A 24,217-nucleotide genomic window follows, 5' to 3' on the forward strand; every position below is an offset into this window, starting at 1 on the left:
CGGCGCGCGCAGCTCCCGGTGGCGGCACGGCACCACAGCTCGCGCCGACGGCACAGCACGCACAGCCCCCGATGGCAGCACGGCACCACAGCTCGCGCCGACGGCACAGCACGCACAGCCCCCGATGGCAGCACGGCACCACAGCTCGCGCCGACGGCACAGCACGCACAGCCCCCGATGGCAGCACGGCACCACAGCTCGCGCCGACGGCACAGCACGCACAGCCCCCGATGGCAGCACGGCACCACAGCTCGCGCCGACGGCACGGCACGCACAGCCCCCGATGGCAGCACGGCACGCACAGCCGCCTCGACGGCGTGGCCGATTCGCGCCCGCAGCGCCGCCACGCGCCGCCACGGCCCGCCCGCCGTGCAGCGCTGGTTGCGGCAGCGCAGCACAGCCGGCCCGCGCGGAAGCCCTAACCCGCCACCGGCTCCAGCACCTTCGCGCCCGTCTTCTCCCGCAGCTCCTCCTCCGTCACGCCCGGCGCGAGCCGCACCAGGCGGAGGCCCTCCGGGGTCACGTCCAGCACCGCCAGGTCCGTGATGATGCGGTCCACCACCCCCGCGCCGGTCAGCGGCAGCGTGCACGTCTCGACGATCTTGGGGCTGCCGTCCTTCGCCACGTGGTCGGTGATCACGATGATCCGCTTGGTGCCCGCGACCAGGTCCATCGCGCCGCCCATGCCCTTCACCAGCGCGCCGGGCACGGTCCAGTTCGCCAGGTCGCCGTTGGCGGCCACCTGCAGGGCGCCGAGGATCGCCAGGTCGATGTGCCCGCCGCGGATCATGGCGAACGACGTCGCCGAGTCGAAGAAACTCGCGCCGGGCTGGACGGTCACCGTCTGCTTGCCTGCGTTGATCAGGTCGGCGTCCTCCTCGCCCTCGAACGGGAACGGGCCCAGACCGAGGATCCCGTTCTCGCTCTGCAGGGTCACCCGCACGCCGTCCGGGATGTGGTTGGCCACCAGCGTGGGGATGCCGATGCCGAGGTTGACGTAGTCCCCGTCGCGCAGTTCCGCCGCCGCCAGCGCGGCCATCTCGTCGCGGCTCCAGCCCATGGTCACGCCTCCGTTCCGGCGAGCGCCCGCGGGCGCACCGTGCGCTTCTCGATCTCCTTCTCCCGCGGCGTGGCGACCACCAGGCGGTCGACGAACACACCGGGGGTGATCACCAGGTCCGGGTCGACGTAGCCGTCGAGCAGGACCTCGGTCTCCACCACCGTCACCCGGCCGCACGTGGCGACGACCGGGTTGAAGTTGCGGGCCGCCATCCGGTACACGAGGTTGCCCTCCCGGTCGGCGGTGTGGGCGTGCACCAGCGCCAGGTCGGCGACGATGCCGCGCTCCTGCACGTAGGTCTCGCCGTCGAACTCGGCGTGCGGCTTGCCCTCGGCGACGGGCGTGCCGACCCCGGTCTTCGTGTAGAACGCCGGGATGCCGGCGCCACCGGCACGCATCCGCTCGGCCAGCGTGCCCTGCGGCGCGAACTCGACCTCGACCGTGCCGTCCAGGTACTGCTGCGCGAACAGCTTGTTCTCCCCGACGTAGGACGCGATCACCTTGCGGACCTGCTTGTTCTCCAGCAGCAGCCCGAGCCCCTTGCCGTCCACGCCCATGTTGTTCGACACGATCGTCAGGTCGCGGACGCCGGAGTCGCGGACGACCTCGATCAGGTCGTAGGGGATCCCGGACAGGCCGAAGCCGCCGACCGCGATCGTCATGCCGTCCCGCAGCGCGCCGGCCATCGCGTCGGCGGCCGCGCCGAACACCTTGGACACGTGAACTCTCCTTCGAGCGTCCGTGGAATGAGCACCTGTCCGCAGTCAAGACGACCTGGGAAAACCCGGTCAAGCAGGCGCACTGGATCTCTCGTCAGATGAACATCCCGGGCGCGGGCGTTCACTGAGTGGACATACCATGGGGACATGCCACCTGCCCATGTGATCGGCCGCGCCGCGATCGTGCTGCGCGCGCTGTCCGCCGCGGGCGAGCCCGGCGCGTCGACGTCGGACGTGTCCCGCCTGACCGGGCTGGCGCGCCCGACGGTCCACCGGCTGCTCGCCGCGCTGGCCGACGAGGGGTTCGTCGACCGCGACCAGCGCAGCGGCCAGTGGTACCTCGGCCCGGAGCTGTACCTGCTGGGCGAGTCGGCGGCCGCGCGTTACGACGTGACGCAGCACGCGCGGGCGAGCGTGCACCGGCTCGCGGCGGCGACCGGGGAGAGCGCGTTCTTCTCCGCCCGCCGCGGCGACGAGACGGTGTGCCTGCTGCGCGAGGACGGTGACTTCCCGATCCGGTCGTTCGTGCTGTACGAGGGCGCGCGGTTCCCGCTCGGGGTGGTCTCGGCCGGGCTGGTCGTGCTGTCGCTGCTGTCCGACCGGGAGATCGACGAGTACCTGGCGCGGGTCGACCTGACGGAGCGGTGGGGCGAGGCGCACGCGCCGGGGCCGCTGCGCGAGCGGATCGCCGAGACGCGGGAGCGCGGGTACGCCGTCAACCCGGGTCTGGTGGTCGAGGGCAGCTGGGGCATGGCGGCGGCGGTGTTCGGCTCGTCCGGGGAGCCGGCGTGGGCGCTGACGCTGACCGGGGTGGAGTCGCGTTTCCGCGAGCCGCGGCGGGCGCAGATGGGCGCGCTGCTGCTCAAGGAGGCCCATGCGCTGACGACGGCACTCCGCGCGGACCGGCAGCGCACCGGGCTCTGAAGGACCGTCAGCGCGCCAGTATCCGGCCCGCCACCAGCAGGTCGTGCGGGTACGTCACCTTGATGTTCTCCACCGCGCCCGGCACCCACCGCACCGGCGTCCGCGAGTACCGCTCCATCACCGAGGCCGTGTCGGTGCCCGCGAAGCCCTCGCGCGCGGCCTGTTCGTAGGCCGCGACGAGCGGGGCGGCGCGGAAGCCCTGCGGCGTCTGCGCGCGGACCAGCGTGCCCGGCGGCCGGGCGCCCTCGTCGGTCACGATGTCGTCCGCCACCACACCGGGCATCGCGCCGCCGTGCTCGCGTGCCGTGCGCAGGACCTCGGTGATCAGGGCGGGCGTGACGAGCGGACGGGCGCCGTCGTGCAGCAGGACCGCGTCGACCGCGCCGGATTCGATGCGCCCGGCCAGGTGCCGCAGGGCGTTCAGCTCGGAGTCCTGCCTGCTCGCGCCGCCGTGCACGATCTCGGCCCGCGCGCCGAGCCCGGACAACGCCTCCTCGGCGAGCGCCCGGTCCTGCGGCCGGATGACGAACACCAGCACGCCGACCCCGGGCGTCCGGGCGAACGCCGCCAGCGACCACGCCACGATCGGCCGGCCCGCCAGCGGCAGGTACACCTTGTTCACGCCGGCACCGACACGCGTCCCGGCCCCGCTGGCCAGCACGACCGCGGCCGCCGTCGGGTTCTGCTCCGCAGCCATGCGCCGATCGTAGGCACCACCGGGCGGTCACGGTGCGCCCGGCAGGTCCCGCCGCTCGAAATCCGCCCGCAGGGCCGCACACCGGGCACGACCCCGCTCATACAGACGCCCGAACACGAACGCATCGGACACCGAATCACCCACCTGTTGCCGCAGGAGCTGTCCCGCGCTCACCAGGTCGTGGTACTCGCCCAGTTCGCGCTGCAGCGACTTCACCGCCCGCCGCCACGGGCGCACCCGCTTGCCCAGTACCGGTCGCGCGGCGTCGGCGACGTACCGCGCCGCCTTGGCCTTCTTGCGCACCTCGTGCAGGGCGGCGTCCCGGTCGCGGGCGTCGCGGACCGCCGCCATCGCCGCCGCCAGCCGCCGGTCCGCGCGGCGCAGTGCCTTCCGCAGCTCCCGGCGCCCGGATTCCGCCGAGGTCGTCAGCGGCGGGTCGGCCACCCACTCGTCGAGCGCCCCCAGCAGCCGCGCGTACCGCTCACTGGTCAGCTCCGCGAGCAGCGCCCGCCGCTCCCGTTCCGCGGCTTCGTCCAAACGCGACTCGAGCGTGCGGCGGGCGTGCTCGGTTTCCGGCTCGCGCGGGAACTTCGCCAGCTCGCCCAGCAGGGTCTCCCGCCGGACCTCGCCGTCCCGCGCCGGGGACAGCACCCGCCCGGCCCACTTCAGCTCGTCGGCCAGCGCCTTCACCCGCTCGCGCACGAAGAGCCGCCGGTAGCCGCGCAGCGCGCTGCGCAACCGCCGCAGCGCGACCCGCAGCTGGTGCACCGCGTCGCCGTCCCCGCGCCGGACGCCTTCGTCGTGCCGCCGGACCGCCTCGACCTGCGTGCGCACATAGGCCATCACGGTCTCCCCCGCGTTGCCCGGCGCACCGGCCGCGGCGAGGTCGTCGGCGAGCAGGCGCCGCAGCTTCGACGGCCAGTGCGCGGGCCGCACCCCGTCCGCGACGAGCGCCCGCGTGAGCGTGTCGAGCAGCCCGGGGTCCCCGGTGTCGAGTTCGACCTCGAGTTCACGCCAGCGGTCCAGGTGCGCGTGCTCGCCGGCCCGCTCGCCGTGGACGTGGTCGTCGGTCAGCACGGCCAGCCGCCGCCCGTCGGCGGCGGTCAGGTCGTGGGTGAACCGGTCGACGCGCAGGTGGGCGATCTCGACGAGGTCCGCACCACCGGTCCACTCGCGCGCGGCTTCGGCGAGTTCCGCGGGCAGGTGGTCGCCCGGGGGCAGCTGGGTCTCCTCGCGGGCGCCGTCGGCGGCGGGACGCTTGAGGTGCCAGCCCGCGTCCTCGCCGCCGGTGCGCCTGCGCAGGGTCACGCCCGCGCGCGCCAGGCGGAGGTCGCGCGTGTCGTAGTAGGTGTTGTCCAGCCGGGATTCCCGCGGCGGGGCCTGGTCGGCCACCGGCCCCACGCCGGCCAGCCGGGGCACCGGCCGTCCGTCGTCGAAGTCGAACTTCCGCTCCCGCTCGGTGACCGTTTTCGCGCCCATGTCCGGGAATTCCCCGGCGGTCACCGGCGGAAACCCCGCCTACCGCACGCCGCGGATGGGCAGGATCAGCACCGCGCCCACCGCGGCCGCCGCCGCGCCGAGCAGGAACAGCGCCGGGAAGTTCTGCGGCATCGCCGCGGTGGCGCCGATCGACAGCACCGCCGGGGCCACCGCGGGCACCACCGAGCCGGGCAGGTTGTTCGCGATGTTCATCAGCCCGAGGTCCTTCGCCGGGTTCGCCGGGTCCGGCAGCACCTCCGTCACCAGCGCGATGTCGACCGCGAAGTACACACCCTGCCCGAGCCCGACCACCGCGATCGCGGCCAGGAAGAACGGGAACGAGTCCGCGACGGCCGCCAGCACGAGCCCGGCCGCGAAGATCGCCGCGGACGCGATCACGAACGGCTTGCGCCGGCCGAGCCGGTCGGACGCCTTCGCCGCCACCGGGGCGAAGATCAGCGCCGCCGCGGTCAGCACCAGGGTCGACAGGAACACCGCGCCCGCCACCTCGGCCGGCGGGAAGTGCAGCACGACCATCAGGTAGAACGCCTGGTACGCCTGCACCGCCGCGACCCCGAGGAACAGCAGGAACCGGCTCAGCCACGCCCAGGAGAAGTTCGCGTGCCGCACCGGGTTGAGCCAGAACGTGCCGAGCAGGTCGCGCCACCCGAACGCCGGCCGGTCCGCCTTGTGCAGCCGCGGATCCTTCAGCACCACCGCGAACAGCACGCATCCGGCGACCGCGATGGCCGCGGGCAGCAGGATCATCGCCGGCAGGTTCGGCGACACCAGCTGCGCCACGAACAACCCGATCACCACACCGACCGGCAGGCTCAACCCGACCACGGCGGACGCCGGTCCTCTTCGGTCCGGCGCGAACTGGTCCGGGATCACCGCGGTGATCGCCACCGTCGCCGAGGTCAGGCCGATCGCGGTGACGATCCCGGCGAGGGTCAGGGTCAGCGTGCTGGTGCCGGCGAGCATGCCCAGCGCGCCGAGCGCGAACAGCGCCGCGGCCAGCAGCAGGTAGGGCCGCCGCCGCCCGAGCCGCCCGGTGGTGCGGTCGGACAGCCGCCCGAACGCCGGGAACGCCACGAGCGCGCACAGGGCGCTGACGCCGGTGACGATCGAGACGGTGGTCGTGGCGCCGACCGGGTCGATCAGCGTCGCCTTGAGCGACAGCGTCAGGACCGCGGGCACCAGCTGGGCCATCGCCGCGCCGATCGCCGCGAACCCGAGGAAGAACAGGAAGCTGCGCCCCGGGTTGGTCCAGGTGCGCGGCGTCGTCGTGGTGGTTCCGGGCAGGGAGGACGTACTCATCGTCGGCACCTTTCGCCTCGTTGCGAACTGCGGGAAGGATGACAGCGGCACCGGCGCCGGTTAAGGCGCGCGGTCAACCAATGGAACGGTTTCCGGAACGTCCACATGCGAGGCGAGCAACGCGCCAGTGCCGCCACGAACGCCTCGCCGTGGTGCGCAGGTCGTCGCGGGGTGGATCGGCATCGTCAGCCCTCCCGCCGGGACACGGCGCGGGGCCGCCAGTTCGTGGTCTCGAGCCCGTGGCCGAGCGGGAACACCGGGTCCTCGGTGCCGCCCGGCAGGTCCTCGGGGTGCGCCTCGACCGCGGCCATCGAGCGGGGCAGCTCGAACGGCAGCCGGCCCTCGGGGCGGGCGTGACCGAACACGACGTCGAGCACGGCGTCGTCGGTGGCGCCGAAGTCGGCCACCAGCGCGGCGGCGTGCTCGGCGAGTTCGGGGATCACGGCCGGCCGGTCGAGGAACACGTCGACCACCGTCGGGACCGTGGCGGCCAGCTCCAGCAGGTGCGCGCGCTCGTCCTCGGGCAGGTCCAGCCGCCCCTGGTGGAAGAACGCCTCGGGCAACGTCCGGCGCGGCTCGTACGGGGCCGCGATCCGGACCAGGGCGTAGTCGGCCTCCACCGGAGTGTCCACAATGGTCGCGTATGCGGCGGCTGTCCGGGGGTCGACGCCTTCGACGTAGAGCCGACATCCGGAGGGCAGGGGCAGCACGGAGTCGGTCAGCAGGGTCATCGCGCGCCGCTGCGCCGCCGCACCGGCCGCGGCGAGGTCCTCCCGGCCGACGGTCGTCACGGCGATTTCCTCGTTCACGTAAGGGTTTTCGAACAACCCCAGCCGGAACAGGACGGTCAGCACGCGGCGCACGGACTCGTCGATCCGGGCCTCGCTCACGCGCCCGCTGATCACCAGATCCGCGATCACCTCCGGGCACCACTCGCCGCCGAACTGGTCCACACCCGCGTCGAGCAGCATCAGCGCGCGCTCGGCGCGGTCCAGGTGCTCCACGCCCCACGCGCGCGCCGGCCACACCGTCCCGCCCGGCAGCACCGAGTCCGTGAGCAGCCCGAAGTCCGTGCAGACGACGCCGTCGTAGCCCTCGTCCCGGCGCAGACGGCCGGCCACCACCTCGCGGTCGAAGGCGAACCCGACCTCGGCGAGACCGGGCACGCCGACCGGGCGCCCGTAGTACGGCATGACGGCGGCGGCCCCGGCGCGCAGGGACGGGCGGAACTGGTCGAGGTGCTGCTCGAACCGCCCGGCCGGGTAGACCTGGTCCGGGCTCGCGGCGAAGTGCGCGTCCTCGCCGCCGGCCTGCGGGCCCGCGCCCGGCCAGTGCTTGACCATGCTCGCCACGGATCCGGGGCCGAGCCGCGGGCCCTGCAGCTCCTCGACGTAGGCCCCGGCGAGGCGGCCGACCAGGTCCGGATCGGCGCCGAACGTGCCGACGGTGCGCGCCCAGCGCGGCTCGGTGGCGAGGTCGGCCATCGGGTGGGTGGCCATGCGGATGCCGACCGCGGTGTACTCGGCGCGGATGGCACGGGCGAAGTCGCGGACCAGTTCCTCGTCACCGATCGCGCCGAACCCGAGCGGTTCCGGCCAGCGCGAGCAGCCACCGTCGGCGACCGAGGTGAGCGGGTTGTCGTTGGCCGAGTGGCGCGGATCGGAGGAGATCAGCACGGGGATGCCGAGACGACTGCGGGCGGCGAGGTCCTGCAGGCGGTTGTGCCAGCGGGCCAGCGGCCCGGCGGCGACCGGGGCCATGAGGGTGAGGCAGCGCAGGTGTTTGTCGCGCACGGATTCGGTGGTCGGGGCGGTGGGCATGATGCCGGCCGACTCCTCGACGAACCCACCGTCCGGCGTCACGGCGACCGGCGCGTGACACAGCAACCCGGTCTTCTCGGCGAGGGTCATCCGGCCGATGAGGTCCGCGACGCGCTCCTCGACGGGACGGTCCGGATCCTTGTAGGGCACCAGCATGGTGGCGAGCATGACGCCCGCCACCAGCGGCGATCCATCACCGTGCCATTGGTTGGCACACCCGTTCAGCGCACCGCGTAGACGTCCAGCACCACCGCGTCCGGGCGGCGCAGCGCCGAGCTCACCGCCACCACGTGGTTCAGCCACGCGTAGTCCGGCGAGTCCTCGGCGGTTTCGAAGGTGATCGCGGTGCGGAAGCGGTACGTGGACGGCTCCGGGGACTGCCCGGCGAGCAACGCGGCCATCACCTCGGGCGGGCCGTGCCGCACGCCGCGGCTGGTGATCGACACCAGCGATCCGTCGTCGGCGCGTGCGGTGTAGCGCGCCTCGACGCGGACCCAGCCGTCGCTCTGCAGGATCTGCCAGTCCGCGCCGCCGGGCAGGACGTCCGCGGTCAGTCGCGGGCCCTCGAAGCGGCCGCCGGTGATCGGCACGATCCGGCGGCGGCCGTGGGGCGTGCCGCCGAGGTCGAGCACCTCGTCCAGCGTCACCTCCGCCCTGGCGAGGAACTCCAGCTCCGGCCGCGGTGGCTGCTGCGGGGTCACCATGACCGCGCAAACTATCAGGAATTCTGACCCAGGACAGCCGTCGCGCGGAGGACCACCTCTCGCAGGTAGCGGTGCTCCGGGTCGTCGTCGTACATCGGGTGCCACCACATCGCCTCACGCAGCGGGCCGACCTCGAACGGGCACGGCAGCACCCGCACGGCCGGCTCGGCGGGCACCGCCGCGGCCAGCCGCCGCTGCAGCAGCGCGACCCGGCCGGTGCCGCGCACCAGGCTCGGCACGGTCAGGAACGTCTCGGTCACCACCTGGACGTGCAGTTCGATGCCGAGCATCCGCATCTGCCGCGCGGCGGGCGTCGACGCGGTGGGGCCGTGGTAGGTCACCACCCACGGCATCGCCTCGAGCTGCTCGACGGTCAGCTCCTCGCCGACCTCGGCGTTGTCGCTGGAGACCAGGCAGACCCAGTCGTCGAGGTACAGCTCGCGGTAGGGCAGGTCGGTGATGAACCCGTGCGGCATCAGCAGCAGGTCGTGGTTGACCAGCGCCTGGGCCGCCTGCTCGACCAGCGACGGGGTGTTCGCGGTGAGGCGCAGGCGCGTGCCGGGCGCCTCCGCGGCGAGCAGCGCGGCGATCTCCGAACCCAGCACCGCCACCCCGTAGTCACTGATCAGCAGCGAGAACTCCCGCGTCGAGGACGCCGGGTCGAAGTCCGGTTCGGCGGCGAAGACCCGTTCCACACCGGTGATCGCGACCCGCACGCGTTCCGTGAGCTGGACTGCCAGCGGCGTGAGCCGGTAGGAGTTGCCGACGCGGATCAGCAGGTCGTCACCGAAGTGCCGGCGCAGCTTGCCCAGGTGCGCGGACACCGCGGGCTGGCTCAGACCCATGCTGGCGGCCGCCCGCGTCACACTGCGTTCCTGTAGCAGGGCGTGCAGCGCGACCAGCAGGTTCAGGTCCAGGCTCGCCAGGTTCACCAGCGCAGGCTACATCAGCGCGGCTGATACCACGCATCACCGATTTCGTCTTCCCTGATACCGCCGCGGTGCCCGACAGTGGTCTTCGTCGCTCGAGGAGGAACCGACGTGATCCACGACCGCACCGATCCCGAAGGCGCGATCGCCGCCGCGGCCAAGCGCTGCTCCAACTGGGGCCGCTGGGGAGCCGACGACGTGCTGGGCACCCTGAACTTCCTGGACGAGGCCAAGCGCCGCGAAGGCGCCGCCCTCGTCCGGCAGGGCAAGAGCTTCTCGCTGGCGCAGCGGTTCGAGGCGGACGGCCCGCAGAAGGGCTGGCGCCGCCGCACCAACCCGGTGCACACGATGCTCGACACCGGGCTGGACGCCGAGCGCGGCCAGGGCTTCCCGCACGGTCTCGGTGGCGCGGACGACGTCGTGTTCATGCCGCTGCAGGCTTCGACGCAGTGGGACGGGCTCGGCCACATCTTCGACCACGGCACCGCCTACAACGGCCGCCGCGCGGGTGACGTCGTGACCAGCGAGGGCGACCAGGTCACCGGCATCGAGACCACCGCGGGCCGGATCGCCGGCCGCGGGGTGCTGCTCGACGTCGGGCGCGCGATCGGCACCGACGGCGAACTGCCGGACGGGTTCGCGATCACGGTCGAGCACCTGGAGGCCACGATCGCCGCGCAGGGCGGGACCGCCCGGGTCGGCCGCGGCGACCTGCTGCTGGTGCGGACCGGCCGGCTCACCCGCGCCCGCCGCGAGGGCTGGGGCGACTACGCCGGCGGCGACGCGCCCGGCCTGTCGTTCACCACCGCGGACTGGCTGCACGGCACCGAGATCGCCGGGATCGCCACCGACACCTGGGGGTTCGAGGTGCGGCCCAACGAGTTCGACGTCGCGTTCCAGCCGCTGCACCAGGTCTGCATCCCGCACATCGGCCTGTTCCTCGGCGAGATGTGGGACCTCGACGCGCTGGCCGCCGACTGCGCCGCCGACGGGGTGTACGAGTTCTTCCTCGCCGCCGACCCGGTCCCGGTGACCGGCGCGGTCGGCGCCCCGGTCGCGCCCGTCGCCGTCAAGTAGGAGTTCCCATGCCAGCCGTGAACAACGTCCTGGTGGTCGGCAGCGGCCTCGCCGGGACGGCCACCGCGATCGGTCTCGCCGCGCACGGCGTCGCCGTCGACCTGGCCGAGATCAAACCCGACATCGCCGCCATCGGCTCCGGGATCACGTTGCAGGGCAACGCCTTGCGCGAACTGCGCAACCTGGGCGTGTGGGAACGGGTGCGCGCCGAAGGCTTCGGCTTCGACAGCCTCGGCCTGCGTGCCCCCGACCCCGCGGGCACCCTGCTGGTGGAGATCCCGGACGCCCGCACCGGCGCCCCCGACCTGCCCGCCACGATGGGCATGCCGCGCCCGGCGCTGGCGCGGATCCTGCTGGACCGCGCCGCCGAAACCGGGGTGAAGACCCGCTTCGGCGTCACCGTCACCGAGCTGAACCCCGACGGCGACGTGGTGCTCTCCGACGGCTCCACCGGGCGCTACGACCTGGTGGTCGGCGCCGACGGCATCCGCTCGTCGGTCCGCCGGATGCTCGGCATCGAGCTGGAGACCCGCGCCACCGGCATGGGCATCTGGCGCGCGTTCGGCCCGCGCCCGGCGTCGGTCACGCGCACAGACCTGTTCTACGGCGGGCCGTGCTACATCGCCGGCTACTGCCCGACCGGGGAGAACTCGCTCTACGCCTACGTCGTCGAAGACGCCCAGGACCGCTCCGCGCTGACCCCGGACGAGCGGCTCGCCACGATGCGCGAGCTGGCCGCGGCCTACCACGGCCCGTGGGACGAGATCCGCGAGACGCTCACCGATCCGTCCCGGGTCAACTACACCTGGTTCGAAACCCACGTGCTGCCGCCGCCGTGGCACCGCGGGCGCGTCGTGCTCATCGGCGACGCCGCGCACTCCTGCCCGCCCACCCTCGCGCAGGGCGGCGCGCAAGCCCTCGAGGACGCCGCGGTCCTCACCGAACTGCTGCTCGCCGCGGACACGCTCGACGAAAACCTGTGGCGGGCCTTCACCGACCGCCGCTACGAGCGCGCGAAGGCCGTCGTCGACGCGTCCAACCAGCTCGGCCAGTGGCTCCTCGACCACGAACAGGGCGACGTGCCGGGCCTGATGGGCCGCGTCGCCGCACTCGTCACCCAGCCCGCCTGACCCAGGAGGACCCATGACCGACCGACTCATCACCCACCTGCGCCACGTCGACCTGGCCGTGCCGGACCTGGCCCGGCAGCAGGACTTCTTCACCGGCGCCTGGGGCCTGACCACCGAGCACACCGACTCCGGCATCGCGTTCCTGGCCGCCGAGGGATCGCCCGAGCAGTACGTGATCCGGCTGCGCCAGGCCGCCGACAAGCGCATCGACCTGATCTCGTTCGGCGCCGCCACCCCGTCCGATGTGGACACCTTGGCCGCCCGGCTGGCGTCGTCCGGCGTGAAGCTGGTGAGCGAGCCCGGCGCCATCGACACCCCCGGTGGAGGCTACGGGTTCCGGTTCTTCGACAACGAGGGCCGCACCATCGAGATCAGCGCCGACGTGGCCGTGCGCGCGCACCGCAAGATCGAGGAGGGCGAGTCCGTCCCGGTGCGGCTGTCGCACGTGGTGATCAACTCCGCCGACCCGGAGGGCACTCGCGCGTTCTACGAGAAGCACCTCGGGTTCCGGCTCTCGGACATCCTGATGCACCCGCGGATGGGCGAGATGATGTGGTTCATGCGGGTGAACTCGTGGCACCACAGCATGGCGATCGCCCGCTGCCCGCACCCGTCGCTGCACCACGTGTCGTTCGAGATGCGCGGGCTGGACGAGTACATGCGCGGCACCGGGCGGCTGCTGCGCGCCGGGGTGGAGAAGATCTGGGGGCCCGGCCGCCACCTGGCCGGCAACAACACGTTCAGCTACTTCCTCGACCCGCACGGCAACACGATGGAGTACACCACCGAGCTGGAGCTGATCGACGAGGACACCTGGCACCCGCACCTCTACGACTTCAGCGACCCCGAGGTGTCCGACCAGTGGGGCACGGCGAACGCGATGAACGAGTTCGTCGCGCAGAAGTCGTTCAACGATCCGGACAAGGGCCTGTTCGTCGCCCCGCCGGTGTGAGGAGTTCCTGATGCGTTTCGCCACCTACTCACTCGATGGCGTGGTCCGGGCCGGTGTCGTCGCCGGCGACGGCATCCACCCGCTGCCGCCCGAGGTGACGGTGCTCGACCTGGTGCGATCGGGTCTGCCCGCCGCGCTGGAGGCGGGTGCCGCCGCCCTGGGCGAACCGCCGGTGCCGCTGGACCGCGTGCGGCTGCTGCCGCCGCTGGCGCCGCCGACCGTGCGGGACTTCGTCGCGTTCGAGGAGCACGTGGAGGGCGTGGTCGCCAGCGTCTCCGGCGGATCCGGGGTCGTGCCGGAGTGGTACGAGGCGCCCACGTTCTACTTCACCAACCCGTACGCGCTGCTCGGCGCCTTCGACGACGTGCCGGTGCCGCCGGGTTCGCGGCTGTTCGACTTCGAACTGGAGGTCGCGGCCGTGGTGGGGCGGGACGGGTCGTCGCTGACGCCGGAGCAGGTGGAGATCTTCGGGTACACGGTGTTGAACGACTGGTCCGCCCGCGACCTGCAGCGGCGGGAGATGAAGGTGCAGCTCGGCCCGGCGAAGGGCAAGGACTCCGCGACGACGCTCGGGCCGTGGCTGGTGACGGCGGACGAGCTGGAGTCCTATCGCGACGGTGACGGGTTTCTGGAGCTGGACCTGCGGGTGTCGGTGAACGGCGACCTGATCGGGCAGGACCTGTTGTCCAACATGGGCTGGCCGTTCGAGGAGCTGGTCGCCTACGCCTCGCGCGGCACCTGGGTGCGGGCCGGGGACGTGCTCGGGTCCGGGACCTGCGGCAACGGCGGTTGCCTCGCCGAGCTGTGGGGCCGGGGGCGGGACGTGCCGCCGCTGAAGCCGGGGGATGTCGTGGAGATGACCGTCGAGGGCATCGGCACGATCCGCAACACCGTCGTCGCCGGGGTGGACCTGCCTCCGGTGCGGGCGGCGCGCCCCCGCCCGCGGAAGCGCACGCGATGAGGGTCGCCGGCAAGGTCGTCATCGTGACCGGCGCCGGACGGGGACAGGGCGCGGCGGAGGCGCGGCTGCTGGCCGAGGAGGGCGCGCGGGTGATCGGCGTGGACCTCGATCCGTCACCGGCGGAACCGTTGCCCGGGGTCGAGTACGCGCGGCTGGACGTCACCGACGCCGCGGGCTGGTCCGCGCTGGTGTCCGGGTTGGACCGGGTGGACGGGCTGGTCGCCAACGCCGGGATCACCTGGCGGGCGCGGCTGGGCGAGGTCGATCCGGACGATCTGGCGCGGGTGCACGACGTGAACGTGGGCGGCGTGGTGCGGGCGATCCAGGCGGTGCTGCCGGTGATGCCCGCGGGCGGGTCGATCGTGACGGTCGGCTCGGTGGCCGCGCTGACCGGGCACTACCCCGTCGCGTACACGGCGAGCAAGTGGTCCCTGCGCGGGCTGACCCGGGCGGCGTGCCTGGAGCTGGGCGCGCGCGGGATCCGCGTCAACGCCGTGCACCCGGGCTACATCGAGACGCCGATGACCGCGTCGGCTCCGGCGGCGTTCCGGGAGGCGAACATCGCCGAGACGCCGCTGCGCCGCACCGGAACCGTGGACGAGGTGGCGCCGCTGGTGGTGTTCCTGCTCTCGGACGACGCGTCGTTCATCACGGGCGCGGAAATCCCGGTGGACGGCGGGCTGACCGCGCACGGCGGCGTGAAATCGATCAGTGACACACTTCGGAAAGGCTTTTGATGTTCGAGTACTTCCCCGGCAACTACGTCTGGAACCTGGGCGTCGTCGCGACGCTGAACAGCGGCGGGCTCATCGACGAGGTCGACCGCGCCTGCCGTCCGATCAAGGAGGCCGCGCAGCGCGGTGAGGACGCCGGCACCGCCGACTTTCTGACGGCGTGGACCGCGCTCACCGACCAGCTCGTGGAGCAGGCGGAGGAAGCGGAGGCGGCCGGGCACACCCGCACCGCGCGGCAGTTGTACGCGCGGGCCACGAACTACCTGTGCCAGGCCGAGCGGATGCAGAGCGCGTCGGCGCCCGGGCGGCTGGACACCTACCGGCGGGTGCTTGCGTTGCAGGAGAAAGCGTTTGCGCCCGGCGTGTCGCGGGTCGAGATCCCGTACGAGGGCACGACGCTGCCCGCGTACTTCAGCGCGGCGCCGGTCGAGGGCCCCGCGCCGGTGATGATCATGTGGAACGGGCTGGACTCGACCAAGGAGCACATGTACTCCTCCGGGCACTGGGCGGAGCTGGCGGCGCGCGGGATCTCGTGCCTGATGGTGGACTGCCCCGGGTCGGGCGAGGCGTTGCGGCTGCAGGGCCTGACGGCGCGCGTGGACACGGAGGCGTGGGCGGCGGCGTGCGTGGACTACCTGGTGGGCCGGTCCGATGTGGACTCGTCGCGGATCGGCCTGGTCGGATGGTCGCTGGGTGGTTATTACGCACCCCGCGCCGCGGCGTTCGAGAAGCGGCTCGCGCTGGTGGTGGCGTGGGGCGCGAACCACGACTGGGGGGCCGTGCAGAGGCGCCGCCTGGAGCGCGAGGGCGAGCGGCCGGTGCCACACTACTGGGAGCACGTGCTGTGGGTGTGGGGGCACTCCGACCTGGAGGAGTTCATCGGCTTCGCGGACGCGGTCAACCTGGACGGCGTGGTGGAGAAGATCGACGTCCCGTTCCTCATCTGCCACGGCGAGAACGACCGGCAGATCCCGCTGGCGTACGCCCACCGCTCGTACGAGCAGGCAACGGCCAGCCCGCGGCGCGACCTGCGGATCTTCACCCCGGCCGAGGGCGCGACGGAGCACATCGGGCTGGACCACCTGCCGTACGTGAGCAGCTACGTCGCCGACTGGGTGGCGGACGTGTTCGCGGGCCGCTGACCGGCATACTCCGGAGGTGACGGACGACGAGTGGCGGCAGCACGTGGAGGGCTGGCGACGCCTCCTGGCCGAACTGGAAGCAGAAGGCTGGCAAGCCACGCTGACCTCCCCGGCGGCCCCGGTCCAGCTCGAAGGCCGCTTGCCCGAGGGCGAGCGGTTCTACTTCCGGGCCCGCCACGCCCACGTGCTCCTCTCCGTCGGCGGCGACGATCCCGCTGATGTCGGCGCTTGGGAAGGCGAGGTTCCGTTCGAGGGCGCCAGCTACCTGGCAGCAGAAGACGGCGCTCCCGTCATCCGGCTACTGCTTGCCCGCTACCGCGCGGACAAACAGTAGCCCCGGCCCGCAGCTGGGCTTCGCGCCCGGCGGGGCGAAGCCCAGTCGTTTCCGGCCCTGCCAGTGCAGGCCTCCGCGGCGTGCGGGCCGTCCGGCCCGATCACCCGCAGGCCACCGACCAGCGCCTGGGCGGTGCCGTGAGTCGCACCTGCCGCACCTCAGCCACCGGGCATCCGGCCGCGAGAGCGGATCACCCATCTCAACCTCGCAGCTGCGCCCGCGCGTCCATCAGCGCGAAGCCCAGCAGGTTCAGCCCCGGCCAGCGCTCCGGATCCCCGGCGCGCGGGTCGTCCGCCGCGGCGCCGATACCCCAGATCGCATCGACCGGGCTGGCCTCCACCAGCACCCGCGGGCCCGTGCCCACCAGGAACCGCCCCAGGTCGGGGTTCTGGCCGAACTTCGCGACCGAACCGGCGACCACGATGTCGTACCGGGACGCCTCCCAGCGGGCCGGATCGAAGCCCGCCACCTGGCGGCCCAGCTCCTTCGCCCGCCCGGGGTGCGGGGCGCGCAGCACCTCCTCGGCCACCGCCGAGTCGCCGAACAGCAGCGCCTTGCGCCACATCATGTAGTGCTCCGCCGTGGCGAACTCGCGCCCGTCCACGGTGAACCGCGCCGGCCACCACTGGCTCAGGCACCCGCGCCCCGCGCTGCCGTCCGGCTCCGGCCGGTGACCCCAGAAGAACAGGTACTCGACTCGCTCACCCCGTCGCACCCGCTCGATCAACTCCGCTCGCACAACCGGCAGTATCGCCGATCAGAAGCCGGCGATCACCGTCTTTCCGACGGTCCGCCCGGTCTCCGTCAGCTCGTGCGCCTGCCGCAGCGTCGAAGCGTTGATCGGCTTCAGCTCGGTCGTCAGCGTGGTCCGGACCGCGCCCGCCTCGACCAGTTCGGCGACGTGCGCGAGCAGGTCGTGCTGGGCGATCAGGTCCCAGCCGTGCAGCGGCCGGGTGAACATGAGCTCCCAGTGGAAGCTGATGCTCTTCCCCTTGAGCGGCAACAACTCCAGCCCCTCCGGCTCGTCGATCGCGGTGATCGCGCCGCCGGGGCGCAGCAGCTCGGCGAACTCCTCGATTCGGCCGGCGGTGTTCGGGGAGAACACGTAGTCCACGCCGTCCGGCGCCACCTCCCGCACGCTCGCGACCAGCTCCCGGTGGTCGGCCACGTGGTGGGCGCCCAGCGAGCGCACCCAGTCCCGCGACTCCGGACGGGACGCGGTCGCCACCACGGTCAGCCCGGTCAGCGCCCGCGCCAGCTGGATCAGGATCGACCCGACCCCGCCCGCCCCGGCGAGGACCAGCAGCGTGCCGGTGCTGTCCGGGCCGGCCCGGAACCGGTCGTGCAGCGTCTCGTACGCGGTGATGCTGGTCAGCGGCAGCGCCGCGGCCTGGGCGAACGACAGGCTCCGCGGCTTCGGGCCCACGATGCGCTCGTCGACGACGTGGTACTCGGCGTTCGTGCCCGGCCGGTCGATCGTGCCCGCGTAGTAGACCTCGTCGCCGGGCTGGAAGAGGGTCACCTCGGCGCCGGTCCGGGCCACCACGCCGGCCGCGTCGAAGCCGAGCACCCGCGGCTCGCCGCCCGGGTCGGAGCCGGCGCGCACCTTCGTGTCGACAGGGTTGACCGACACCGCCTCGACGCGCACCAGGAGGTCGTGCGGCCCCGACTCCCGGACCGGCAGCTCGACGTCCTCGAGAGCGGCGGGATCGGTGATGGGGAGGGGCTTGCGGTAGGCCACCGCGCGCATGGTCGTCATGGCGGCGACGGTAGTAGGAAGGTAGTAGTTACCTGCAAGGCGCACAAGTTCCCATCGGATACCATCGCAGCGTGCAGACTTGTGGTCCGAAGGACGTCTACGCCGCCGCGTGCCCGTGCCGGGACATGCTCGACCTGCTGGCGAACAAGTGGAGCGCGCTCGTGCTGGGCGCGCTGGAGGGCGGCCCGCAGCGGTTCGGCGCGTTGCGGGCGCGGCTGCAGGGCATCAGCCCGAAGGTGCTGACCCAGACGCTGCGCAAGCTCGAGTCGCACGCGCTGATCGAGCGCGAGGTGTTCCCAGAAGTGCCGCTGCGGGTGGAGTACCGGCTGACCCAGCTCGGCGCCGACGCGGCCGTCCCGCTGGCCGCGCTGCGCACCTGGGTGGAAGCCAACATCGACCGCTTTCCGCAGCCCGCCTGAGAAACTCGCGCTTGACCTCCAGCTCACTTCAGCTTCTAGCGTCGTCGGCATGACGGATGTGACGGCGACCGCGGTGCGGATACTGCCCAGGACACTCCTGCTCACGCTGCTCGGCGTCAGCACGATGACCATCATGGCCAGCGCCACCATCACGCCCGCCCTGCCGGGCATGGAACACCACTTCGCGGGTACGCCGCACGCCGCGCTGCTGGTCCGGCTCGTCCTCACCCTGCCCGGCCTCGCGATCATGCTCGCCGCGCCGGTGCTCGCCCGGCTGAGCGGCCGGGCCGGGCGGGTCCGGGTGCTCGTGGCCGGCCTCGCTCTCTACGTCGTCGGTGGCGGGTCGGGCCTGGTGCTCGACTGGCTGCCCGGTCTGCTGGCCGGGCGCGCGGTGCTCGGCGTCGGCATCGCGGCGATCATGGTCACCTCGACCGCCCTGCTCGCCGACCACTACCCCGCCACCGAGCACGGCCGAGTGCTGGGCCTGCAGGGTGCCGCGATGGGGTTCGGCGGTGTCGTCGCCCTGCTGCTCGGCGGGGTCCTGGCCGACCTGAGCTGGCGCGGGCCGTTCGCGGTCTACCTGCTCGCCCTGCCGATGCTCGTGCTCGTCCTCCGGTTCGTGCCCGAGGCGCCGACGACCGCGCCGTCGCCGGACGGTCCACAACGGACACCGCGGCTGTTCGGCCTGTACGCACTGATGTTCCTCGGCGTCGTCGTCTTCTACACCGTCCCCACGCAGGCCCCGTTCTGGCTGGGTGAGATCACCGGCACCGGCCCGGTCGTGGTGGGCGTGCTGATCGCCGCGATGAACCTGGTCATGACGCTGGTCGGCCTGAACTTCCGGCGGCTGCGCGCCCGCTGGGACTTCCGGGTCCTCGCCGCGGCGATCTTCGCCGCCTACGCGGCCGGCCTGGTCGTCGTCGGCCTCGCCGGCGGGATCTGGATGGCGGCGATCGGCATGCTCATCACCGGCATCGGCATCGGCCTGCAGAACCCGGTGATGAACGGCTGGGTGGTCGCCTCGGTGGACCCCGCGGCCCGCACCCGCGCGCTCGGGATGCTCACCTCGGCGCTGTTCCTCGGCCAGTTCGCCTCGCCGCTGATCGCGCAACCGGTGGTCGACGGCGTCGGGCTCGGGAACACCTTCGTGCTCGCCGGCGCGCTCGGCCTGGTGATTTCCGTGGTGCTGGTTTTCCGGCGCGGCAGGGCAACCTCGGATTCCCCGGCGGCGTAAGGAGCTTCGTAAGCCCACCGACAGGGAGGAAAGGGCATGCGCGTCAAGGGAATCATCATGGGGGCGGCGACCGGGGCGGTCGGGCTGGCGATGTTCGCGACGCCCGCCGCGTCCGCGTCCGGCCCGGTGGACTGCGACCCGAACCCGGGTTCGACCGGCTCGTGCGGGTGGATCAACGTGGAGCCGGACGTGGTCCACCGCGGCGACGTGGTGGACGTGGAGGCCAGGTGCCTGAACGCGGAGGCCTACCCGGTGTCGGACGTGCTGCTGAACTTCACCCCGACCGCCGAGCCCACCCACTGGTCGGCAACGGTCTCCCGCAAGGCGAGGCCCGGCGAGCACACCGCAACGATCACCTGCCCGGAAAACACCTACACGACAACGTTCTTGGTGGTCCGATAAGGACAGACGCGAGGCCGCCGGACGGTTCCGCCTCACGATCCGGACCGTTCGGCGGATCACCTTAGTGGCTTGTAGCCGACTCCGGCAAGGCTTCCTCGACGAGCACGCTGGTCGTGAAGTGCGCGGGGGATGCTCGACCGCCAATCGGCCGCCGGAACCAGGCCCGGCGGAACGAGTTCGAGCCCCCGGAAGAACTCCGATATCTGCCCGGCCGTCCTCGGGATCACCGTGGCCGAATCCCGCGTGTAACGCCGGACCAGTTCGGCGCGGTCATCGGGACTGGCCGACGCGTCGTCGACCACTCCGTGCGAGATGACGAGGTAGCTGCCCGGCGCCAAGGCCTCAACCCAGTCGTGGACCGGTGACGCGGGCTGGTCGATGAAATGCAGTACCGCGTTCATGAGCAACGCGGTGGGCTCCGCGAGGTTCAGCGGCCCATCCAGCCGCCGGAGCACCTCCGCCGGGCGACGAAGGTCACCGGAAATCACCTGAGCCTTCGCGTAACCGCTGGTCAGGCCGGACAGCGCGTCGACGACGTCCGGGTCGTTGTCGACGTACACGACGCGTGCGCCGGAGGCGAGTTCGTGGACATTGCCCCCAGGCGTCGGGTAGCCGGCGCCGACATCGAGGAACTGACGGATCCCCTGCTCGTGGCAGAACCTGACCGCCCGTTTGAGGAACTCGCGGCTGAGCTGCGCCCACTCCACGATGAAGGGAATCAACGGGTAGACCGTCTCCTCGGCGAATGCCTGTTCCACGTCGCCGTAGTGCCTTCCGCCGAGGTAGAGGCTGTAGAGCCGGGGGGCACTGGGTCTCTGCGCGTCCGAGGTCAAGGTGGGGCTGCTCCTTCGCTCGCCATGATGGCTGCGGCCAAGTGGGCCGTGTCGTTGTGGGTGACCTGCACCCAGCGATGGTGTCGCTCCCGGATCCCGGGGACGAGGGGCTGCCGCTCCCAGCGGGTGATGCCAGTCGGAGTGACCTCGAACCCGGCGTGCACCCGTGCCTCTGGCGGCAACCGGAGAAAGAGATGAGCCGCTGTGGTGACGGTTTCCCCATGCCCGATGACGAGGATCCGCTCTCCCCGATGCCGATCGAGCAGCCGGGTGAGCCCTGCGGTGACGCGGACGAGATAGTCCTTCCACGTCTCCGCTCCCGGCGCGACGGCGATGTCCAGCCCGTCCTCGGGCCCCGCGCGGACCTCGGAGAGCACTTCCCGCCAAGGACGGCCGTCGGCCTCGCCGTAGTCGGGATCGCGCAGGTCGTCGGAGACGGTGAGTGGGAGGCCGAGCCGCGCTGAGACGACTTCCGCGGTCTCCGCGACGCGCCGCACCGAAGTGGCGTACAGCGCGGCGAACGGCTTGACGTCGTGCTCCTGCGCGAGCGCAGCGGCCAGCCGGGCGGCTTGCCACCGGCCCAGCTCGGTCAGTCCGGTACATCCGCGGGGGCCTCCGACGATCCCCTCCCGGCCGCACCGGGACTCCCCATGGCGCGCGATAACCAAACCAGTGCTCTCCATCCTGGCCCTCCCGCCGGATTCCGCAGCCTTGACGAACCGCCCTGCGTGGCGTACGCGCAGGGCAATACCGCTTCGGCCACACCCGGAATGGCAACGGGACGGGCACAATGTGTTCGGCAACGCCGCGTCGTACGGCGCTGCCGAGCAAAACGGTAAATACCGTCCGTCATCCCGTCTAGGCCTGGTTGGGTGGATCAGTTTTCACCACGCCTCACATTTGGTTAACCTCTCGTCCGAGGTTCCGAATCGATCGGCACCTGACCGGACGAAGGTCGGTGAAGAACGTGAACGCCGCTCGGCGACAGCCGGGGACCGCGGAAGGAAACTGGGTACTGGTCGACACCCGGCCCGACGACCCTCAGCGCGACAGGCACCGCGGGCGCAAGGTCGGACTCCTCCTCGCCGTGGGCCAGGCGAGCTACCACGGAGTCGCACCGCGGAACGCACTCGACCACCGCCTCGCCCAGCATCTACTCAGGTACCGGCTGGAGCAGGCCGTGCGTGAGGGGAACCGGGTCGAAGCGGACCGGGTGATCTACGCGGGCCGCGAGTGGAAAGTCCGCGTCCTGCCTATCACTTCACCCATCACCGGAACGGTGGTTGCGGCTGTGGGGTGCTACATCGACGCCGCCACGGACTGGGCAACGGTGCCGCCCCCGCTCGTGGGCAGTTGGGAGTGGCGGATCACCGAAGCGGGAGCCGATCACGAGAACACGATCGCATGGACCGACGAGCTGTTCGAGCTGTACGGCTTGGCGCCACCGGAGGAGGAATCCCAGCCGGGCACGCCGAGGGAGCCCGCGGTTCGTCGGCGCTTTCCACACGGCCGCTGGTGGGACGGCACCTACTTCCTGAACAACCTGGTGATGGACTCGTGGCGCCCCGCGGTGCAGGAGTTCCGGGACCGGCTTCTGCACGACAGCGGCGGTGGTCTGCACCTCTGCAGCTTCAAGGCCCAGCACCGGGTGACCGGTCAACCGGTCGCGCTTCGCCTGGCCGGCCGGGCGGCTGCCGGCATGCCGGGGTGGTTCCACGGCATCGTCACCATGGACGTCGGTGCGCGCAAGAACGCGACCTTTCCGACACCTCGACCACTGGCCCAGGCCTTTCTCGAAGCGTCCCGCGATCCGCTGATCGTCGTGGATCGGATGCTGGAGGAACTGGACTCCGCGAACTCGCACTTCGACGGGTTGAACCTCGCGGTGCCGACCGACCACCACGTGCGCAAACTGGTACACCCGTTCGACGTACCCGCCCTGACCAAGCTCCTGAGGGAAGCCGGAGCAGCACCGGAACGCCCGGTGGGTCCGCAACGGCTGCGCCTCGCCACGTTGTCCGCGGACGTGTGGCGCGAATTCGAGATCCTGGCCGTCGGCGACGCACCCACCAGCGGAGGCGAGGTTCGTTACGTCGTGTGCCGGATCAGCGAGCCCTCGTGATGGGCTAGACGAGTATTGCGTAATTCGAGGTGGTAGCCGAAGACGGACCAACGGTGTTCAAGATCAAATAGGTCACCCTGGCCGTGGCCCATGCGCTGCAGGGGTTCACCTCGGACGCCCGGTGGCTGCGGTTCCTGCCTACCCGGATACTGGTGTCTTCCGGAGCCCGCCCGGCCAGTCCGGCGACAAACGTCGTCCGCGCAATGCGTTACCACCGATCGAGCAGGTCATGCGCTGGTTGGCGACGGACACCGCCCTGTGGACCGGCAACACCTGGATCGTTGGCTCTACCCCGGTCGAATGCGGACACTCTCTGCCCACCGTGAAGCACAGCTCATCGAGTCGGTCAACGACACACTCAACGGCCAGTTGGCCTGGAACGGCACGGGGAGCCCACCACCGAGGGCGTCGGCGTCCGCATCGCCCAACGTCTCCTGAGCCTGACCGCGGCGATCTGGCACAACCGCACCACCGGCCAACCCGTCACCTGATCCCTAACCGCCTACGACCATGACACAGTTACGCACTACTCGTCCAGGTATCCACGCGAGCCACAGCACCGCGCATCGTGCGCTTGGCCCAGTCGGTGTGCCTGACGTGGTTTCCCGGCTCGGGCAGGCAGTCCGGGAGGTACGTGACCGGGGTGACCAGTGTCATCCCGTCGAAGAACCGCTCGACCTGCGACACGTTGCGCAACACGAACGGAGTGCCGATATCCCGTTCGTACACTTGCGAAAGCGCAATAAAAGGCGCGAGAGCTTCCGAGGGGAGATCTTCACCGCAGCCCAGGGAAAGCGCGAAGCAGCTGCCGGGCGCCAACCGGTCGGTGTACTGCCTCACCACGTCGTAGAGGTCCTCACCGTCGCGAAGTTGCACGAACGACAGAACGCACAACATGCCCAGCCAGACCGGCTCACTGAAATCCAGCTGGGCGCGCACCGCTCTGTCATCGAAGATCATCTCGGGTTCACGGAGGTCGGCGTGCACCACCGCGGTGTTCGCGTTCCCCGCGAGCAACCGCCGGTACTCCTGCACCGGCGCCTGTTCGTAGTCGACGTAGACGACCCGCGCGTCGGGCTGGCCCGGCTGCGCGACCTCGTGCACGTTGCCCCAACGGGGAAATCCACAGCCCAGTTCGAGGAACTGGCGGACACCCGATTTCAACGCGTACCGCACGGACCGGACGAGGAACTGGCGGTTGAACCGCGCGACGTTCTCCGGGACGTCGCGGTGCTCCGGCGGAAATTCCGCCAGCATCCGGCGAGCCGCTTCCCGGTCGTGCTCGGTGAGGCCGCTACCCCCCAGCTGCACGTCGTAGACACCGCCACAGGTCGCCCGGTCCACAGTGTGGCGAGGACCGTAGACGATCTCGGTCACGTCGCCGTCCGGATCAGTCGCCATCGGCTCCCCCGATCCCCCGTTGGTTGTGGAACATCAACTTGTACCTGTCAAATCGGCGGCCGAAC

25 protein-coding genes and 1 pseudogene are annotated in these 24,217 nt (G+C 71.8%); 13 read left to right on the top strand and 13 right to left on the bottom strand.

Going from position 1 to position 24,217, the window contains the following annotated elements:
• Positions 1 to 418: 418 nt before the first annotated feature.
• Both D0D15_RS09165 and D0D15_RS09170 read right to left on the bottom strand, forming a co-directional pair.
• On the bottom strand, positions 419 to 1,060 hold the full coding sequence (locus D0D15_RS09165) for a CoA transferase subunit B (RefSeq protein WP_037323002.1): 642 nt from the start codon (positions 1,058 to 1,060) through the stop codon (positions 419 to 421).
• Between the two features lie 2 nt (positions 1,061 to 1,062).
• Complete coding sequence (locus D0D15_RS09170; RefSeq protein ID WP_094004162.1) at positions 1,063 to 1,779, bottom strand: CoA transferase subunit A; 717 nt, start codon at positions 1,777 to 1,779, stop codon at positions 1,063 to 1,065.
• Between the two features lie 147 nt (positions 1,780 to 1,926).
• On the opposite strand from D0D15_RS09170, the gene D0D15_RS09175 reads away from it, so the two are divergent.
• On the top strand, positions 1,927 to 2,703 hold the full coding sequence (locus tag D0D15_RS09175; RefSeq protein WP_094004161.1) for an IclR family transcriptional regulator: 777 nt from the start codon (positions 1,927 to 1,929) through the stop codon (positions 2,701 to 2,703).
• Positions 2,704 to 2,710: 7 nt separating this feature from the next.
• Here D0D15_RS09175 and D0D15_RS09180 read toward each other — a convergent pair whose 3' ends face one another.
• The 6 genes from D0D15_RS09180 to D0D15_RS09205 all read right to left on the bottom strand — a co-directional run bounded on the left by D0D15_RS09180 (position 2,711) and on the right by D0D15_RS09205 (position 9,655).
• Entirely contained in the window at positions 2,711 to 3,400 is a 690-nt protein-coding gene (locus D0D15_RS09180) for an IspD/TarI family cytidylyltransferase (RefSeq protein ID WP_094004160.1), read from the bottom strand.
• 27 nt (positions 3,401 to 3,427) lie between these two features.
• Complete coding sequence (locus tag D0D15_RS09185) at positions 3,428 to 4,903, bottom strand: CYTH and CHAD domain-containing protein (RefSeq protein WP_244214941.1); 1,476 nt, start codon at positions 4,901 to 4,903, stop codon at positions 3,428 to 3,430.
• Positions 4,904 to 4,918: 15 nt separating this feature from the next.
• On the bottom strand, positions 4,919 to 6,199 hold the full coding sequence (locus tag D0D15_RS09190; RefSeq protein ID WP_094004159.1) for an MFS transporter: 1,281 nt from the start codon (positions 6,197 to 6,199) through the stop codon (positions 4,919 to 4,921).
• A 185-nt stretch (positions 6,200 to 6,384) separates the two neighbouring features.
• Complete coding sequence (locus tag D0D15_RS09195; RefSeq protein ID WP_233157117.1) at positions 6,385 to 8,199, bottom strand: glycoside hydrolase family 3 protein; 1,815 nt, start codon at positions 8,197 to 8,199, stop codon at positions 6,385 to 6,387.
• 41 nt (positions 8,200 to 8,240) lie between these two features.
• A complete protein-coding gene (locus D0D15_RS09200) occupies positions 8,241 to 8,723 on the bottom strand; it encodes a DUF3237 domain-containing protein (protein ID WP_094004158.1) in 483 nt (160 codons plus the stop codon).
• Positions 8,724 to 8,737: 14 nt separating this feature from the next.
• Complete coding sequence (locus D0D15_RS09205) at positions 8,738 to 9,655, bottom strand: LysR family transcriptional regulator (RefSeq protein ID WP_115944366.1); 918 nt, start codon at positions 9,653 to 9,655, stop codon at positions 8,738 to 8,740.
• 108 nt (positions 9,656 to 9,763) lie between these two features.
• Between D0D15_RS09205 and D0D15_RS09210 the strand changes: the two genes are divergently transcribed.
• The 7 genes from D0D15_RS09210 to D0D15_RS09240 are packed head-to-tail and all read left to right on the top strand — an operon-like array spanning position 9,764 to position 15,982.
• Complete coding sequence (locus tag D0D15_RS09210) at positions 9,764 to 10,729, top strand: cyclase family protein (protein ID WP_094004156.1); 966 nt, start codon at positions 9,764 to 9,766, stop codon at positions 10,727 to 10,729.
• 8 nt (positions 10,730 to 10,737) lie between these two features.
• A complete protein-coding gene (locus D0D15_RS09215) occupies positions 10,738 to 11,859 on the top strand; it encodes an FAD-dependent oxidoreductase (RefSeq protein ID WP_115944367.1) in 1,122 nt (373 codons plus the stop codon).
• A gap of 13 nt (positions 11,860 to 11,872) precedes the next feature.
• Positions 11,873 to 12,811 (top strand): VOC family protein, encoded by a 939-nt coding sequence (locus D0D15_RS09220; protein ID WP_094004154.1) that lies wholly within the window; start codon positions 11,873 to 11,875, stop codon positions 12,809 to 12,811.
• Positions 12,812 to 12,821: 10 nt separating this feature from the next.
• Positions 12,822 to 13,772 (top strand): fumarylacetoacetate hydrolase family protein, encoded by a 951-nt coding sequence (locus tag D0D15_RS09225; RefSeq protein ID WP_094004153.1) that lies wholly within the window; start codon positions 12,822 to 12,824, stop codon positions 13,770 to 13,772.
• Positions 13,769 to 14,509, top strand: a complete 741-nt coding sequence (locus tag D0D15_RS09230) for an SDR family NAD(P)-dependent oxidoreductase (RefSeq protein WP_094004152.1) — start codon at positions 13,769 to 13,771, stop codon at positions 14,507 to 14,509. The genes D0D15_RS09225 and D0D15_RS09230 overlap by 4 nt, the downstream gene beginning before the upstream one ends.
• Positions 14,509 to 15,648 carry an alpha/beta hydrolase family protein gene (locus D0D15_RS09235; RefSeq protein WP_094004151.1) on the top strand — a complete coding sequence of 380 codons (1,140 nt, stop codon included), beginning with the start codon at positions 14,509 to 14,511 and terminating at the stop codon, positions 15,646 to 15,648. Before D0D15_RS09230 ends, D0D15_RS09235 begins: the two co-directional genes overlap by 1 nt.
• Before the next feature lie 16 nt (positions 15,649 to 15,664).
• Positions 15,665 to 15,982: a hypothetical protein gene (locus D0D15_RS09240; RefSeq protein ID WP_094004150.1), complete on the top strand. Its 318-nt coding sequence runs from the start codon at positions 15,665 to 15,667 to the stop codon at positions 15,980 to 15,982.
• Between the two features lie 199 nt (positions 15,983 to 16,181).
• On the opposite strand, the gene D0D15_RS09245 is transcribed toward D0D15_RS09240, so the two are convergent.
• Both D0D15_RS09245 and D0D15_RS09250 read right to left on the bottom strand, forming a co-directional pair.
• Positions 16,182 to 16,721, bottom strand: coding sequence for an NADAR family protein (locus D0D15_RS09245; RefSeq protein WP_094004149.1), 540 nt, complete (start codon positions 16,719 to 16,721; stop codon positions 16,182 to 16,184).
• A gap of 18 nt (positions 16,722 to 16,739) precedes the next feature.
• Positions 16,740 to 17,741: a zinc-binding alcohol dehydrogenase family protein gene (locus D0D15_RS09250; protein WP_115944368.1), complete on the bottom strand. Its 1,002-nt coding sequence runs from the start codon at positions 17,739 to 17,741 to the stop codon at positions 16,740 to 16,742.
• A gap of 71 nt (positions 17,742 to 17,812) precedes the next feature.
• Between D0D15_RS09250 and D0D15_RS09255 the strand changes: the two genes are divergently transcribed.
• Genes D0D15_RS09255 through D0D15_RS09265 form a run of 3 tightly spaced genes read left to right on the top strand, consistent with a single transcriptional unit; the run spans position 17,813 to position 19,796 of the window.
• A complete protein-coding gene (locus tag D0D15_RS09255) occupies positions 17,813 to 18,160 on the top strand; it encodes a winged helix-turn-helix transcriptional regulator (protein ID WP_233157116.1) in 348 nt (115 codons plus the stop codon).
• 49 nt (positions 18,161 to 18,209) lie between these two features.
• The gene (locus D0D15_RS09260) at positions 18,210 to 19,394 is read left to right on the top strand and encodes an MFS transporter (RefSeq protein WP_094004146.1); all 1,185 of its coding nucleotides are present in this window, start codon (positions 18,210 to 18,212) and stop codon (positions 19,392 to 19,394) included.
• Positions 19,395 to 19,430: 36 nt separating this feature from the next.
• Positions 19,431 to 19,796 carry a hypothetical protein gene (locus D0D15_RS09265; protein ID WP_094004145.1) on the top strand — a complete coding sequence of 122 codons (366 nt, stop codon included), beginning with the start codon at positions 19,431 to 19,433 and terminating at the stop codon, positions 19,794 to 19,796.
• A 56-nt stretch (positions 19,797 to 19,852) separates the two neighbouring features.
• On the opposite strand, the gene D0D15_RS09270 is transcribed toward D0D15_RS09265, so the two are convergent.
• Together D0D15_RS09270 and D0D15_RS09275 are read right to left on the bottom strand one after the other, a co-directional pair.
• Complete coding sequence (locus D0D15_RS09270; protein WP_158224397.1) at positions 19,853 to 20,629, bottom strand: SAM-dependent methyltransferase; 777 nt, start codon at positions 20,627 to 20,629, stop codon at positions 19,853 to 19,855.
• The gene (locus D0D15_RS09275) at positions 20,626 to 21,312 is read right to left on the bottom strand and encodes a histidine phosphatase family protein (RefSeq protein ID WP_094004144.1); all 687 of its coding nucleotides are present in this window, start codon (positions 21,310 to 21,312) and stop codon (positions 20,626 to 20,628) included. Before D0D15_RS09275 ends, D0D15_RS09270 begins: the two co-directional genes overlap by 4 nt.
• Before the next feature lie 275 nt (positions 21,313 to 21,587).
• On the opposite strand from D0D15_RS09275, the gene D0D15_RS09280 reads away from it, so the two are divergent.
• On the top strand, positions 21,588 to 22,751 hold the full coding sequence (locus D0D15_RS09280; RefSeq protein ID WP_094004143.1) for a hypothetical protein: 1,164 nt from the start codon (positions 21,588 to 21,590) through the stop codon (positions 22,749 to 22,751).
• A 71-nt stretch (positions 22,752 to 22,822) separates the two neighbouring features.
• Positions 22,823 to 23,242 (top strand): annotated as a pseudogene (locus D0D15_RS37750) (IS982 family transposase); the annotation flags it as partial.
• Between the two features lie 28 nt (positions 23,243 to 23,270).
• Here D0D15_RS37750 and D0D15_RS09290 read toward each other — a convergent pair.
• On the bottom strand, positions 23,271 to 24,128 hold the full coding sequence (locus D0D15_RS09290; RefSeq protein ID WP_158224396.1) for an SAM-dependent methyltransferase: 858 nt from the start codon (positions 24,126 to 24,128) through the stop codon (positions 23,271 to 23,273).
• Between the last annotated feature and the right edge of the window lie 89 nt (positions 24,129 to 24,217).

Origin of the sequence: Amycolatopsis thermalba (assembly GCF_003385215.1) — a bacterium.
Classification (GTDB): domain Bacteria; phylum Actinomycetota; class Actinomycetes; order Mycobacteriales; family Pseudonocardiaceae; genus Amycolatopsis_E; species Amycolatopsis_E thermalba.

Bases quoted from the DNA above. Each gene is read 5' to 3' on its own strand.
- D0D15_RS09165 (WP_037323002.1), bottom strand. From the start codon at position 1,060: ATGGGCTGGAGCCGCGACGAGATGGCCGCGCTGGCGGCGGCGGAACTG.
- D0D15_RS09175 (WP_094004161.1), top strand. From the start codon at position 1,927: ATGCCACCTGCCCATGTGATCGGCCGCGCCGCGATCGTGCTGCGCGCG.
- D0D15_RS09180 (WP_094004160.1), bottom strand. From the start codon at position 3,400: ATGGCTGCGGAGCAGAACCCGACGGCGGCCGCGGTCGTGCTGGCCAGC.
- D0D15_RS09190 (WP_094004159.1), bottom strand. From the start codon at position 6,199: ATGAGTACGTCCTCCCTGCCCGGAACCACCACGACGACGCCGCGCACC.
- D0D15_RS09200 (WP_094004158.1), bottom strand. From the start codon at position 8,723: ATGGTGACCCCGCAGCAGCCACCGCGGCCGGAGCTGGAGTTCCTCGCC.
- D0D15_RS09215 (WP_115944367.1), top strand. From the start codon at position 10,738: ATGCCAGCCGTGAACAACGTCCTGGTGGTCGGCAGCGGCCTCGCCGGG.
- D0D15_RS09220 (WP_094004154.1), top strand. From the start codon at position 11,873: ATGACCGACCGACTCATCACCCACCTGCGCCACGTCGACCTGGCCGTG.
- D0D15_RS09225 (WP_094004153.1), top strand. From the start codon at position 12,822: ATGCGTTTCGCCACCTACTCACTCGATGGCGTGGTCCGGGCCGGTGTC.
- D0D15_RS09230 (WP_094004152.1), top strand. From the start codon at position 13,769: ATGAGGGTCGCCGGCAAGGTCGTCATCGTGACCGGCGCCGGACGGGGA.
- D0D15_RS09235 (WP_094004151.1), top strand. From the start codon at position 14,509: ATGTTCGAGTACTTCCCCGGCAACTACGTCTGGAACCTGGGCGTCGTC.
- D0D15_RS09250 (WP_115944368.1), bottom strand. From the start codon at position 17,741: ATGACGACCATGCGCGCGGTGGCCTACCGCAAGCCCCTCCCCATCACC.
- D0D15_RS09260 (WP_094004146.1), top strand. From the start codon at position 18,210: ATGACGGATGTGACGGCGACCGCGGTGCGGATACTGCCCAGGACACTC.
- D0D15_RS09265 (WP_094004145.1), top strand. From the start codon at position 19,431: ATGCGCGTCAAGGGAATCATCATGGGGGCGGCGACCGGGGCGGTCGGG.
- D0D15_RS09275 (WP_094004144.1), bottom strand. From the start codon at position 21,312: ATGGAGAGCACTGGTTTGGTTATCGCGCGCCATGGGGAGTCCCGGTGC.